This is a genomic window from Thiocystis violacea, from assembly GCF_016583565.1.
Taxonomy (GTDB): Bacteria; Pseudomonadota; Gammaproteobacteria; order Chromatiales; family Chromatiaceae; genus Thiorhodococcus; species Thiorhodococcus violaceus_A.
Genome location: NZ_NRRF01000097.1, coordinates 1 through 13,007, shown reverse-complemented (window position 1 = coordinate 13,007; position 13,007 = coordinate 1). Strand labels below are relative to the sequence as shown.

Sequence of the window (13,007 nt, the reverse complement as noted above, 5' to 3'; positions counted from 1 at the left end):
TGCGTGTGCGCGTCGATCAGTGCTGCGAACGGATGGGCCATCGGTTTTCTCCCCTTGAAAAAGGCGGGGAGCCTTTCCAGCCCGGCTCGCGAGCCGCCGAGTGTCACGGACTCGGATGGCGGTGTTCAGCCATCTTCTAAGAAAGACAGTCGGAAGCGTCAATGACGCTGCCGAAAACCGATCACATGGGGCTATCTGCAGCGAAAAAATACTCATCGGCAGGCATCATGCCTGCGGAATGTGCGTCCAGAGACGAGCACAGCGCGCGGTCTGCACGCGCGCGGGCTGGTCACCGCGGTCGACAACACCCGGGTGCGCACCAATCTCATCATCAAGACCGAGCCCCAGGTGCTGAGCGTTCAACTGATCGGCGGACCTCATGCGGGGCGATCGCTCTCCATCACCAACATGCTGACCGGCAAGCTGGAGCTCGACGAGTACTACGCGGCGGGTGCCGTGGTGCTGGTCGAGTACGATCTGGTCGATGAGCAACCGGCGAACGGCGTCGCGCGGGGTCACTACCGGCTGCACTGGCAGTTCCTGCTGATCGGGGTCTTCGCAGCTCTACTGGTGGGGGTCGCGGGCGTGACCGGGCTCAAGGCGGCGCTCTCCTTCGTCTTTGCCGCGCTGCTGCTGTGGAAGCTCTACTTCCCTTTGCTCCTGCTCGGCTTTCCGCCAATCTCCACTGGTCTGATCCTGGTCGCGATTCTCACGGCGGTGATCACGCTCTCCGTCGGCGGGCTGAATCGGCGCGGGGCTGCGACCTTCACCGGCTCCATGCTAGGGGTGCTGCTGACCTGTGGGCTTGCGGTCTGGTTCGCCGATGCCTTCAAGCTGCATGGGGCGGTGCGGCCTTTCGCCGAGTCCCTGCTCTATGCGGGGCACTATGACCTCAAGCTCACCGAGATCTTCATCGCCAGTGTCTTCATCGCCTCCTCCGGCGCGGTGATGGACCTGGCGATGGACATCGCCGCGAGCATGGATGAGATCAAGCAGAACAGTCCGGAGCTCGGGGTCGCTCAGCACATCGCCGCTGGCCTGCGGGTGGGACGAGCGGTCATAGGCACCATGACCACGACCCTGCTGCTCGCCTATTCGAGCACCCACATCGCCATGTTCCTGCTCTTCCTCTCGAAGGGACTCCCGGCCCAGAACATCCTGAACGCGCCCTTCGTCTCGGCCGAGATCCTCAATATCCTGGTCGGCAGCTTCGGGCTGATCACGGTCGCGCCCTTCACCGCGCTCGTCGCCGGACTGCTCTACCGCAACCCCGCGCCGCAACGCCAGGGGCGGCCGCTGCCCCAGCAAGGGGATCTCGCCTGAGCCAGGCGGCGGGCTGCGAGCGCTTGAGGGCGGCTGGACGCGATGCCTGCCGAAGACACCAGGCGAGGCTGACCCGGAGCGGCCCCTACCCCGCCGTCAAGGACGACGGTCCTGCCAGTAGCCCCAGTCCAATCGGCGCCACCGCTGGGGCATCAGGCCGCTGTAGAGGAAAAGACAGCGGAGGATCGAATGCAACGTCTTGCGGACGCGCCCCGCCTCGATCCGGCGGTGATCGGTCGCATAGACCACGAGATCGGGTCGATACCGGGCCGGGATGCCAGCCCGTCGGATGCGCCAGACCAGATCCGAGTCCTCGTTGCAGCTCAGATTCAGGTCGAATCCGCCCACCGCCGACAGTGCCTTGCGCGGGACCAGCAGATTGGAGCCGGAGGCGGCCGGAACACCGCACGCCTGGCACAGCGCCTGCCCCATCGCGAACGCCTTATAGTAGGTCCGAAAACGATTCCGGGAGAGCTTGGGGCCATAGTAGACCGCCGTCTCGTCCAAGGCTGTCAGCCGCGCGAAATAGTCGGCGGCAAACTCAACGTCCGCATCGGAAAAGAGCAGCCAGGGCGAGCGCGCGACCTCGGTGCCCCGCTGGCGCGCCCGGGTGACGTTGCCGGGCTCGCGCAGGACCAGCGTGCGCTCCGGGCGCAGCCGCCCGATCAGCTCCGGCGTCTCGTCGCGGCTCGCATCCACCACCACCAGCGCAAGCTCTGTTGGAACGGAGCTGAGAAAGCGCCGGATGTTGTGGGCCTCGTCGCGCGTGGCCAGCACCAGGGTGACATCGGATAGGTTCAACGGGGCCTCCCGAGGCCGGGCCGATGCGTCCATCCGGCGGGCACTGGGATCACTGCATCCCCGCGGCCTGCTTGAAATAGCGCTCCAATTCAATGCCGTAGTCGATGGCGCGGTTGAGCTCGGCGGTGTACTTCTCCACCGCTCCGGCCGAGGTGGCGAGCGCGGCTTGATGGGCGGTCGCATCGACCGAGCCGGCGGCCTTCTGGGTATAGGATTGCGGCTGAGCGCCGGTGCTCAGTTGGAAGGGGCCGGTGAGCTGACGCGGATCGACCTGGCGCAGCACGGCGTAGTGCCGGTTCAGCTCGGCGATCTTGGTGATCAGCTCCTGTTTGACCTTCAGATAGCGGGAGAGGTACTCGGTGAAGGTCGCGTAAGCATTGAGGTTGCCGATGTTCGCCGGGTCCGTGAGGTACTCAGGCGTCCATTGGATGGCGAGCACGTTGTAGTGGTTCTGGAAGTCGAAGAGGCTCACCTCCTGATCCGAGCGCGCCAGCGCCTGATACGCCTTGTCCAGCGCCTCCTTCACCCAACGCTCGCGGTCGGCCCAGCTCTTCTGATTCCCTTGCATCTCTTTGGGGTCGAACTCGGTGCCGCCGAAGGAGAAGGCGCCGAGCTGCTTCAAGTAATCACCGAAGGCCGCCGCCTGCGCCCCGGCCCCAAACGTGAGCAGTGCAGCCAGGCCCAGGGCGCGCGCGATTGGGGAGAGGGTTTCTTGGCGCATCAGGTGTCTCCTTGTTCAGAATGGGTCTCAGCATGGCGCCCGCAGACAGGCGCTCACAGGTTCGGTCCCACCGGGTCACCCAGCGCCTCGTAGGCGCGGATCAGCGCCATGATCACCTCGCCGCTCTGAGCCGGCACCAGGATCTGGGACGCCTTGATCAGGTCCGGCACCAAGCCGTTCTCCGCCACGAAGTCGCCGAGCACCTCGTTCATCTCCTGATTGGAGATCTCGGTGCTGACCGGGCGGAAGCCCTCTTTCTGGAGCGCCAGGAGTTGGATATCCCGCGTCAGCAGGAAGTCCTTGAAGCGCCGGGACGCCTCCACCTGCTCGCGCGAATTACCGTGGCGCAGGCTGTAATAGGGGTGATCCGAGATCAGGTTGTACTTGGGATAGCGGAGAACCGGGCGCGCCCCGTTGGGGTCGTTGACCTTGCGGATGAAGGCCAGCTTCACGGCCAGGTTCTCGTAGACGTAGACCGACGACAGCGGCTGGCCGCCGTACCCGGCCTGCATCAGGGGCTCGACCAGCTTGCCAGTGCTGTCTTTGGTCTGGTCCGACATGTATTTGATGAAGGCCAGATAGGACTGGAGCGCGGGGTCCTTGAGATCCTCCAGGCGGATCTTGTAGCGCGCCCGGTCCTTGGCGAAGCGCTCGTAGGCCATGGTGATGAGAGCCACGGCCCCGCTGTTGGAGCTTTGCGGGCGGGTGAAACCGAACTGGAAGCTGCGGCCATTGGGGTCGATGACCTCGCCGTTGATCTCGCGCGAGAAGATCTCGGTGAGGGTGTCGAAGCTCATGGACTTCTGAATGCTGTGGTCGATCGCCTGCTGCACCGGCTCCCAGGTGACGAAGACCATGGGGCTGCGCACCAGCGAGTCGTCGGTCTCGAACAGCTTGCCGCCGGTGAAGGCGTCCTCGACCAGGCTGCGGAAGATGCTGGAGGCCGGCGCCCACACCTGGTACTCGTTACGGCCGCCCTGCATGGTCTTGCCTTCGATCAGCAGGCTGGCGGACTGGGTCGAGCCGATCTTGTCGATCACCAGCCGGATGGGCTTGCCCTCCAAGCGCCCAAGCGCCGGGTCCGCCATGAAGCGGCGTGCCGCCTCTTCCAGCCAATCCTTTTTCTCGGAGCCAGCGGCGATCTTGACCTCGATCACCGGGCGGTCCTCCCGCACGGGGTAGAGGATGCTCTGCGGCGCCTTGCGGTCCGCGCGTACCTCGACCGGCGCGACCGTCACCGACTGCGCGCGGACCGTCTGCTCGATGGTGCTCTCCGCGTCACGCGGCAGCACCACGGGGGCCGGGCTCTCTGGTGTGCTCGGGAGCTGTTGCGCCGGCGACTCCTTGACGGGCGCGGACGGGGTGGCGGAGCCGGGCTTGGCCTGGACCTTGGAGAGATCGACGTTGAGATCCCCGAAGTCGAAGAGCTTCTCCGCCGCTGACAGCGGAGCCGCCGCCCCCAGGATCAGGGCGACGCAGAGCAGGAGCGCAGTCAGCCACGCCGGACGGCGAGCCGAGGGATCTGGCCTGGCGCAACCGCTCGGGCGCCCGCGACTAGCGTTTCTTGCTTCACAGCCTGGTATCCGCCGCATGTCTTCAGTCTCCACGCCTGTCCCTTTACAGCAGCTCGCTGAATCGTTTGAAGATCTCCCGGATGTCGGCGGAATCCCCGCGGCGCGTCTCGCCGCCGGCAGCGGCGCCGATCGCCTTGAGCGAGGCATCATCCGCCTCGCCGCCGAAGGCGACCCCGAAGACCGGTATCTTGCAGGCGGGATCGCCCAGGTAGCCGCCCTGCCCGTCCTGCTGCGTGAAGCCGATCCGCGCGATGAGGTCGGTGTCGGAGACCTTGGAGGCGTTGTCGACCCCATCGGTCAGGACCACCATGACGCGGATGGACGGGTCCGCGGGATCGGCCTTGATGGACGCGCAGAGGTCCTGCCAGGCGGTCTCGATCGCGGAGCGCATCGCCGTGCCCCCTGCCGGGCGCACCTTGGCGAGCGGCTCGGCCAGCCGCGCCTTGCCGGCGGCATCCATCTGGATGGGGTGGCCCTTGGGCGTCAGGCCGGAGTACTCGACCCGGTAGTCGTAGAACAGCAGGGACAGGCGGTCCTTGTCCTGGAGCGCAGCGGCGAGCAGATTGGCACTCTCGATCGCCATCTCCATCCGGGTGCGCTCCATGCGGCGCTCGGCGTCGTAGAGCTTGGCCTCCATGCTCCCGGAGCGGTCGATCACCAGCACCACGTGCGACTTGTTCTTGATCGCGCGGAAGGCATCGCGGATGGCCTTGATGACAGCGCCGCCCGGCGTCGCCAGAAAGCGATGCACGCTCTCGAAGGGCAGAACCCCGTTGTCCGGGCTCCAGACCAGGCCGTAGACCTTGGGATCGACATCGAGCGGCACGCTCGGCCGAAAGCCGTAGGGCAGCGCCCTGGCCTGGGTCTCCGGTGACATCAGATAGGCGAAATAACGCTTGGCGCCGTCTTCCTCGTCCGCATCCACCCAGTCCCGCTCGACCAGGGCGAAGGGGTGATTGGTCGCAAAGGTGCCCTCGCGCGGATAGACGGCCAGGAGCTTGGGAAATCCGAGCCCCTTGGAGCGGATGTGATGATTGGCCTGGATGACATCGCTCTCGTAGACGACCACCGCATCCGCGTACTGAGGCCCGCCGTCGCGCATCTTCTCGGCGTAGAAGCCGGTCGAGCGGCCGTAGTGGATGACGCTCTGGTGCACCCGGGCGACGAAATCGCGCACCTTGGGGTCGTCGACCTTGGCCTGGGACAGGCGCGGGACTGGACGGCCCGCCTCGGCCTCGGCCCCGGCATAGAACTGCGCGACCAGCGCGGACAGCCCGCTGTTGGAGCTTTCGGGATTGGTCTGGCCGTAGCGGAAACCACCCTCGCTCGCGCGCTTGAAAAGCTCCGCCCAGCCGATCTGATTGCGCGGGCCGAGGCGCTCGACCACCGGCTCCCAGGCGGCGATCACCACCGGGGAGGACACCAGGAAGCCCTCGACCTTCAGCAGGTCCTTGCCCCCCTCGGCCGTGCTCTCGTGGTTGATGAGGTTGACGTAGAGGTCGGAGGCCGGGCTGGTCGCGTGGACCTCGGCGGCCCCCGCCCTGCCCTGCTTGATCTCGTTGACGCTGTCGCCGGAGCCCTTGGGGATGGCTTCGACACAGATCCGCTTGCCGGAGGCGGTCCGCTCGTCACGGCGGTTGAACGCCTCCGTGACCTCCTGAATCCAGGGCTCCTTCTCCGATCCGTAGGTGAAGCGCACCAGCACGGCGTCGGCTGCGGGTGCACACTGGGTCTGGGCCGCGAGCGCCAGGCCGGGGGCCAGCGCGATCGTGAGGACCGCGATCACGCGCGCGGGCTGTCTCTGATCATGACTCTCCGCTCCGACCGAGCGCGTCTGGGAAGGTAGGACACAGCGTCGCCAATCGAGTATGTCAGAGAAATAAGACGGTTTTGTGACCAACCCGTGACGCTCCGCCCCCGCACCCAGGTCACCCGCCTGACGGCCCCGGCTTCACCAAGCCGTCATGGCACCCTGCTCTACTCATCCCTTCGCCCGCAGGGCATCATGGACGCCCTCCGCCAGGGTCGGAGTCCGGCGCCAGTCTCGACAGGAGAGTTCCCACATCATGTCGTTACCCCACGGCTATCCCTTCGACCCCAGCTACGGCCACGACCTGGAGTCGCTGCTCGCCGTCGCGCCGCCGACCGAGCCGGCGGATTTCGCCGACTTCTGGCATGCCCGACTGGCGCGCGCACTGGCGGTCGAGCCCGGCCCACGCCTGCGCCCGTCGGCGCTGGCGCATCCGCGCTTCTGGGTCCAGGACCTAGAGTACGACTCCACCGATGGCGTCCAGATCCGCGGCTGGCTGCTGACCCCGTTGGATCGTCCGCCGCGGCTCGGGCTGGTCTTGGGCCACGGCTATGGCGGGATCGATCGCCCGCCGCTCGTGCTGCCCCGCGCTGATGCCGCCTATCTCATCCCCTGCTTTCGCGGGCTCAGCCTCAGCCGCCGCCCGCCGATCTCGGAGGACCCCAACTGGCATGTGCTGCACGACATCCAGGACCGCAACCGCTATGTCCTCGCGGGCTGTGCCGATGACATCTGGACGGGGGTGAGCGCGCTGACCGAGCTGCTCCCGGACCTCGCCGGACACATCGGCTATGCCGGCATCAGTCTCGGCGGCGGCCTGGGGGCTATCGCCCTGGCCTGGGACGGGCGAATCGGCCGGGGTCATTTCAACGTGCCGACCTTCGGCCACCAGCCCCTGCGCCTGGAGCTACCGACCACCGGCAGCGGCGAGGCCGTGCGCACCTTCGTGCGCGACCAGGGACGCGTCCCGGATGGGCTGCGCTATCTGGACGCCGCGCTCGCCGCCCGGCACATCCGCCAGCCAATCCACGTCGCCGCCGCGCGCTTCGACCCCGTGGTCCCTCCGCCCGGTCAGTTCGCCGTCTACAACGCCCTGGCGGGCGAGCGGCGCCTGCTCGTCCTGGACGCCGGGCACTTCGACTATCCACAGCGGCGGGCACAGGACGCCGAGCTGCTGAGCCAGTTGTGGGCTTTCTTCGCACCTCTATGATCAGGAGTCCGCGACCCCGGCACTCCACCGCGGTCGGCCGACGGCGTCGGAGAGCAAGCCGCGCGTTTCAGCCGGAGCGGTCGCGAAGCCGAAGGGCTCAGGGCGAACGGAAGATCCTCAAGTCACCGGCATTGGGCCGGCGCTCCCTGCTGACACGGTCATCGGGCCGCAACCTTCCTCCGTTAGCATCCCGGCTCGCTCTTCACTGACGGCACTCGGTCGGGCGGCCATGAATCGCGAGTATCACTGCTGGCACAGCCATCGCCTGGGTCGGGACATGGAACTGCTGATCTTTGGTCACGCCGGGGCCAAGGTGTTGGTTTTCCCGACGCGCGACGGGCGGTTCCATGAGTACGAGGATCTGCGCCTGGTGGAGTCGGTGCGGCACAAGATCGAGGCCGGCCAGCTCCAGCTCTATTGCGTCGACAGCCTCGACTGGGAATCCCTCTATTGCTTCTGGTGCCATCCCGCCGATCGTATCCGACGGCATCAGGCGTTCGAGGACTACGTTCTGAACGAGGTGCTGCCGCTGATGGCGACGAAGAACCCGCACCCCTGCACGATCGCGCACGGGTGCAGCCTGGGCGCCTTCCACGCCGTGAACATCGCCTTCCGCCATCCGCATCTCTTCCGCAAGGTCGCGGCCTTCTCGGGCCGGTACGATCTGACGCTCAACGTCGAGCACTTCAGCGACCTCTTCGGTGGTCACCGCGACGAGCTCATCTACTTCCACAGCCCGGCGCAGTACCTGCCCAACCTCGGCTGTCCGGACCGGCTGGCGGCGCTGCGCCGGATGGACATCGTGCTGGCGATTGGCAAGGAAGATCCTTTCATCGACAACAACCGCCATCTGAGCCGCACGCTCTGGGACAAGGGCGTCTGGCACGCGCTACACGAGTGGGATGGCCGCGCCCATCAGGGCTATCACTGGCGGCGGATGGCGCCGCTCTATCTCTGACGCGCACAGGCGGCGCCCAGTCCTGGCCACCGACGGCGCAGCCGAGATCGCGAATCCGTCGCCATGCCGCAACCGGATGGCAATGTCGCTCCCCTATGATGCCCTGCACCGACCGCTCGGGGCGGGGCCTGGACGCACGGCTCTTCATCTCGGGAGATTCGCCAATGCACATCGAGACCCGGCGCGAACGGCGCGCTGTGCGGCTGGTCGTCGACCCTGTCTTCTCCACCACTCAGGTCACACAGCTCCTGGCCTTCAAGCTGGTCGAGTGACGGGGCTGAGGCCCCGATGCCGCCACTCGACGCCTCCCAACAACCTGGATGGCTCCGCCACGGATCAACCCGGGAAAACGCTCGCATGTCACATGACGCACCTGCCGCCGCGGTCTCGCGCCGCGGCTTCCTTCGTCGCGTGGGCGCCACCGCGCTCTGGGCGGGCGCACCCGCGCTGATCGCCAGCCGGGCGGCGGACGCCGCCTTCGACGCGGGCTCCTCGCTGTTCGCGCTCGGCGTCGCCTCGGGGGACCCGTCCAACCGCTCGGTGGTGCTCTGGACCCGGCTCGCGCCCGATCCGCTGGCCGGCGGCGGGATGCCGGACGAGCCGATTCCGGTGACCTGGGAGGTGGCGACGGACCCGGACATGAGCCGCATCCTGCGCCGCGGATCGCAGCTCGCCCTGCCGTCCAAAGGTCACGCCGTGCATGCCGTCGCGCGCGGACTGCCGGCGGACCGCTGGCTCTACTACCGCTTTCGCGCCCTGGGCACCTACAGCCGGATCGGCCGCACCCGGACCTTCCCCGACCCCGAGCCGCGCACCGAGCAGATGCGCTTCGCCGTCGCCAGTTGCCAGAGCTACAACCAGGGCTTCTACACTGCCTACGCGGACATGCTGACGCAGGAGCTGGACTTCGTGGTCCACCTGGGGGACTACATCTACGAGGGCGGTCCGACCAGCACCCCCATCGCCGAAGGTCGCACGCACCGCGGTGGCGAGCTGCGCACCCTCACCGACTATCGCAACCGCTACGCCCTCTATCGGCTGGACCCCAATCTCCAGGCCGCGCACGCCTGGCTGCCCTTCATCGTGACGCCGGACGATCACGAGATCGACAACAACTACGTCGGCCTCACCCCGCATGAAGCCAGCTCGACCCCGGGCGAGGCGTTCGCGGCGCGCCGGCGCATCGCCTACCAGACCTATGCTGAGCACATGCCGCTGCGCGCCGAGCACCGCTTCGACCCGCGCTCCGGGCGGATGCAGCTCTTCCGCCGCCTGCGCTTCGGTGATCTCGCGGACCTGCATGTGCTGGATACGCGCCAGTACCGCACGGACCAGCCGGCCGGCGACGGCTTCGGCTCGACCGATCCGCGCAGCCGTGCGCTGGAGGGGATCATCGCGGACCGGCTCTACGACGCCGACGGCATCCTGAGCCCGAGCGCGACCGTGCTCGGTGCCCGCCAGGAAGACTGGCTGGAGCAGGGTCTGCGCCGCTCCCGCGCGCGCTGGAATGTCATCGCCCAGCAGATTATGGTGATGCGCTGGAACCTCATCGGCGCACTGCGGCGGCGGGTCGAGCAGCGCCGTTCGATCGACTCGGATGACAAACCTGCACTACTGGCCCAGATCGACAGCGTCGACAACCTCTACAACCTCGACGCCTGGGACGGCTATCCGGCCGCGCGCGAGCGGCTCTTCCGGGTGCTGGCGGAGGTCCGCCCGGCCAATCCGGTCATCCTGAGCGGCGACATCCATTCCGCCTGGGCCGCGCATCTACTCGCGGACTTCGAGGCCCCCAGCGTCGCCGAGCCGCTGGCGGTGGAATTCGTCACCACCTCCATCGCCTCGGCCTTCTTCCGCATGGACCCGCGCGGCAGCGACGATCAGGTGCGCCACAGCCTGGCGGACAACCCGCACATCCGCTACTTCAACGGGCTCTTTCGCGGCTATCTGCATTGTCAGGTGGAGCGCGACACTTGGGAGACCAGCTATCGGGCGGTCGGGAACCTGGCGGACATCGACAGCCCAGACCCGCTCGCGCTCGTCCCCTTTGAAGACTCGCCGGTGGAGACGGATGCCGTCTTCTCCATCGCCGCGGGCTTCAACCAGCCGGGCAGCCCCGCCCGGCTGCAAGGCTGGAGCCGGCTGACGCCGGACGGCCCGCTTCAGCGGGGCTGATCTGCATCCACGCGCCCTGCCGCAGGCGTCGCGCCGTCCAGCCACCGCAGCCCGCGCTGCGTCAGCAGGGAGCGCACGCGCTGCAGCGAGCGCTCCGTGCGCAATGGCTCCGCCGAGAACGGCCACCAGATATCCTTGGGGCCAAAGAACAGACCGAGGAGCGGCAGCCATTGCAGCGCAGGGAGCGGAGCCGGAACAAGCCGACCAAGCCGCTCACGCCGATTGGGTGCGCAGTGGTACTCCAGCGCCTTCCGCCCCGAGAGACCAGCCGGGTTGGCGGACGCCTCACCCGGCACATAGACGCCCAGATTGACGGTGAACTTCCCGCTCATGGAGCGCTGCCCGAGCTGGACGTTGACGATCTGGGTGATGGCGCCGCCCGCCAGGTGCCGGCGAAAGGTCCGGCTCCCGTCAAAGCCGAAGCCATGCTGGGCCATCGGCTCACGCAGGATCGCACGGAGCGCGCGGTCGAAGACTTTGGACGCGTCGGACATCGGCTTGGTGAGTGATGGGGTGAGCGTTGAGATGTGAGCCGTGAAACCAAGCGCCTGTCCGAACAGTCTCCCTCCCCCCTCGCGGGGGAGGGCCGGGGAGAGGGGGTCCGAACGACCGCCGACCTCAGGATCGCCGTCGGCGATCCTCCGAATGCACCAGCGCCTCAACGCGCCATCAGCGCGAACACACCCCATCCCAGGTACTCACGCGTGTAAGCGGCGTGGCGCTCGGGCTCCGTGGTCAGCTTCTCCCGCACTTCGCCCGCGAGCGCGTCGCCGGGATTGGCCTCGAGCCAGCGGCGCATGGTGAGCCACTTGGCCGCCTCGTATCTGTCCCAGCCGTCCTGGTCAGCCAGAACCATCTCGACGAGGTCGTAGCCCAGTTCGCGGAAGGACGCGAGCAGCGCTGGAAGCAGGAGAAAGTCGGAGATCGCGTTGGCAAGGCACCCCTTGGCCACGGTGTCCGTCGGCGGCAACTGCCGCCAGTAGGGCTCGCCGATGAGGATGATCCCGCCGATGTCCAGGCTGCGCGCCAGCAGCTCGATCGTGCCGGCGACGCCCCCGCCGATCCAGGTGGCACCAAGACAGGCGGCCACACTGACCCTCTCATCCGACACATAGCCCGCCGCATCGCCATGAACGAAGTGGACGCGCTCGGCGACGCCGAGCTCCACAGCACGGCGCCTCGCGTGCTCGGTGAACACCTGGCTCATGTCGACGCCGGTGCCGACGATGCCGTGATCGCGCGCCCAAGTGCAGAGCATCTCCCCCGACCCGCTGCCAAGATCGAGCACCCGAGCCCCCGGCTCCAGCCGCAGCGCCGCACCGAGCGTGGCGAGCTTGTCCGCCGTGATCGGGTTGTGGATGCGGTGAGCACTTTCAGTGATGTTGAATATCCGCGGGATGTCCACTGTTGAAACTGTCCTTAGGGGTGTGAATTGGGGTTGGTCAGGGTCTCAGGCGTCGAGAATAATGAAAAGCACATGATCATCCAAAGGTATCACTTCAGCAATTCTCATTGATCGAGTCCTCTGATGGGAAAAAGCTTCTTGCCGTCAACCGCGAGATTCCAGTCGGCCATTAGCTCATCTTCATGGATAGCGATCCAGGCCACCACCATTTTGTGCTTCTTCGGAAGCAGCTTGCCAGCAAGCACTTCTCCTCCCATTTTTGAGCAAACGGCGGCAGACTTAGAACTGCCGCCATGCATCTTCGGGCGCTCTCCATCACCTATCGTTCTGCATCGCATCGCCCGCCGCCTGGACCAGAAAAGCCGAACGGCTCAAATGGCGCGATTTGGCGTGGGCATCGATGCGCTGAAGAAGGCGCCTTGGCACCGTGATATTGATCTTCTCGGCCGGACCGAAATAGCGCTCGATCGGCACCTCGATCACCACCCACACCGCTCCAGACAGATCCGGATTCGACTGGTGCGCCGCTAGCGGTCGGATCTCCGGTAACGCGCCCCCTCATCCATCAGCAACTCGACATGGGCATCGATCGCCTCATAGGCATGCTCAATGGCCTGGTCCAGCGTCTCCCCAGCCGAAAAGCATCCGGGCAAGCAGGGCTGTGAAGGTCACAAAAAGTGAACGCAACGACTCCTGCCGGTCGCCCGCCCTCGACGCAGCTGAATCGCCCGAGCAGCGCGAGTCGCGCGTCCTCGGTACAATCGCGCCCTTTTGTAACCAGCGGGCTGTTGACGATGTTGCTGAATCCACTGCTTGAGCGCTTTGCCGAGCATTTCCCCATCCCCACCATGGCGCGCGCGGTGTTGGAGCGCAGCTTCCATCCGGACCAGCTCAACGCCTGGTTTGAGCAGACGGCGCAAAGCCAGTACACCCGTCATCTGTTGTTCTCGACGCTGTTCGATCTGATGATGCAGGTGGTCACCCGCCAGCAACCGTCGATCCATGCGGCCTATCAAGGGGCGCGCGAGGA

The 13,007-nt window shown here is 66.6% G+C and carries 11 protein-coding genes and 2 pseudogenes; 5 read left to right on the top strand and 8 right to left on the bottom strand.

Annotated features, from left to right (window positions below):
• The first annotated feature begins 240 nt into the window (after positions 1 to 240).
• Positions 241 to 1,323 carry a YibE/F family protein gene (locus tag CKO23_RS22135; protein ID WP_346014661.1) on the top strand — a complete coding sequence of 361 codons (1,083 nt, stop codon included), beginning with the start codon at positions 241 to 243 and terminating at the stop codon, positions 1,321 to 1,323.
• Positions 1,324 to 1,419: 96 nt separating this feature from the next.
• On the opposite strand, the gene CKO23_RS22130 is transcribed toward CKO23_RS22135, so the two are convergent.
• Genes CKO23_RS22130 through CKO23_RS22115 form a run of 4 tightly spaced genes read right to left on the bottom strand, consistent with a single transcriptional unit; the run spans position 1,420 to position 6,205 of the window.
• Positions 1,420 to 2,124, bottom strand: coding sequence for a glycosyltransferase family 2 protein (locus CKO23_RS22130; RefSeq protein WP_200335197.1), 705 nt, complete (start codon positions 2,122 to 2,124; stop codon positions 1,420 to 1,422).
• A 49-nt stretch (positions 2,125 to 2,173) separates the two neighbouring features.
• Positions 2,174 to 2,845, bottom strand: coding sequence for a hypothetical protein (locus CKO23_RS22125; RefSeq protein ID WP_200335195.1), 672 nt, complete (start codon positions 2,843 to 2,845; stop codon positions 2,174 to 2,176).
• Positions 2,846 to 2,898: 53 nt separating this feature from the next.
• On the bottom strand, positions 2,899 to 4,437 hold the full coding sequence (locus CKO23_RS22120; protein WP_200335193.1) for a substrate-binding domain-containing protein: 1,539 nt from the start codon (positions 4,435 to 4,437) through the stop codon (positions 2,899 to 2,901).
• 25 nt (positions 4,438 to 4,462) lie between these two features.
• Complete coding sequence (locus CKO23_RS22115; RefSeq protein ID WP_200335190.1) at positions 4,463 to 6,205, bottom strand: substrate-binding domain-containing protein; 1,743 nt, start codon at positions 6,203 to 6,205, stop codon at positions 4,463 to 4,465.
• A 280-nt stretch (positions 6,206 to 6,485) separates the two neighbouring features.
• Between CKO23_RS22115 and CKO23_RS22110 the strand changes: the two genes are divergently transcribed.
• The 3 genes from CKO23_RS22110 (at position 6,486) to CKO23_RS22100 (ending at position 10,572) form a co-directional block, all read left to right on the top strand.
• Entirely contained in the window at positions 6,486 to 7,439 is a 954-nt protein-coding gene (locus tag CKO23_RS22110; protein ID WP_200335188.1) for an acetylxylan esterase, read from the top strand.
• Positions 7,440 to 7,668: 229 nt separating this feature from the next.
• Positions 7,669 to 8,397, top strand: a complete 729-nt coding sequence (locus tag CKO23_RS22105; RefSeq protein ID WP_200335187.1) for an esterase family protein — start codon at positions 7,669 to 7,671, stop codon at positions 8,395 to 8,397.
• Positions 8,398 to 8,754: 357 nt separating this feature from the next.
• Positions 8,755 to 10,572 carry an alkaline phosphatase D family protein gene (locus CKO23_RS22100; RefSeq protein ID WP_200335185.1) on the top strand — a complete coding sequence of 606 codons (1,818 nt, stop codon included), beginning with the start codon at positions 8,755 to 8,757 and terminating at the stop codon, positions 10,570 to 10,572.
• Here CKO23_RS22100 and CKO23_RS22095 read toward each other — a convergent pair.
• The 4 genes and pseudogenes from CKO23_RS22095 to CKO23_RS26025 form a co-directional block, all read right to left on the bottom strand.
• Positions 10,560 to 11,066 carry a DUF4304 domain-containing protein gene (locus tag CKO23_RS22095; protein ID WP_200335183.1) on the bottom strand — a complete coding sequence of 169 codons (507 nt, stop codon included), beginning with the start codon at positions 11,064 to 11,066 and terminating at the stop codon, positions 10,560 to 10,562. The genes CKO23_RS22100 and CKO23_RS22095 overlap by 13 nt on opposite strands.
• Positions 11,067 to 11,230: 164 nt before the next feature.
• Positions 11,231 to 11,977, bottom strand: a complete 747-nt coding sequence (locus CKO23_RS22090; RefSeq protein ID WP_200335181.1) for a methyltransferase domain-containing protein — start codon at positions 11,975 to 11,977, stop codon at positions 11,231 to 11,233.
• 104 nt (positions 11,978 to 12,081) lie between these two features.
• Positions 12,082 to 12,276, bottom strand: coding sequence for a DUF4160 domain-containing protein (locus CKO23_RS22085; protein WP_242482647.1), 195 nt, complete (start codon positions 12,274 to 12,276; stop codon positions 12,082 to 12,084).
• A 16-nt stretch (positions 12,277 to 12,292) separates the two neighbouring features.
• Positions 12,293 to 12,630 (bottom strand): annotated as a pseudogene (locus tag CKO23_RS26025) (type II toxin-antitoxin system HicB family antitoxin).
• Positions 12,631 to 12,771: 141 nt separating this feature from the next.
• Here CKO23_RS26025 and CKO23_RS22070 point away from each other — a divergent pair.
• Positions 12,772 to 13,007, top strand: a pseudogene (locus CKO23_RS22070) (IS4 family transposase); the annotation flags it as partial.

Excerpts from the sequence above, each read along its gene's own strand:
- CKO23_RS22125 (WP_200335195.1), bottom strand. The coding sequence starts at position 2,845 with ATGCGCCAAGAAACCCTCTCCCCAATCGCGCGCGCCCTGGGCCTGGCT.
- CKO23_RS22120 (WP_200335193.1), bottom strand. The coding sequence starts at position 4,437 with ATGCGGCGGATACCAGGCTGTGAAGCAAGAAACGCTAGTCGCGGGCGC.
- CKO23_RS22110 (WP_200335188.1), top strand. The coding sequence starts at position 6,486 with ATGTCGTTACCCCACGGCTATCCCTTCGACCCCAGCTACGGCCACGAC.
- CKO23_RS22105 (WP_200335187.1), top strand. The coding sequence starts at position 7,669 with ATGAATCGCGAGTATCACTGCTGGCACAGCCATCGCCTGGGTCGGGAC.
- CKO23_RS22100 (WP_200335185.1), top strand. The coding sequence starts at position 8,755 with ATGTCACATGACGCACCTGCCGCCGCGGTCTCGCGCCGCGGCTTCCTT.
- CKO23_RS22095 (WP_200335183.1), bottom strand. The coding sequence starts at position 11,066 with ATGTCCGACGCGTCCAAAGTCTTCGACCGCGCGCTCCGTGCGATCCTG.
- CKO23_RS22085 (WP_242482647.1), bottom strand. The coding sequence starts at position 12,276 with ATGCATGGCGGCAGTTCTAAGTCTGCCGCCGTTTGCTCAAAAATGGGA.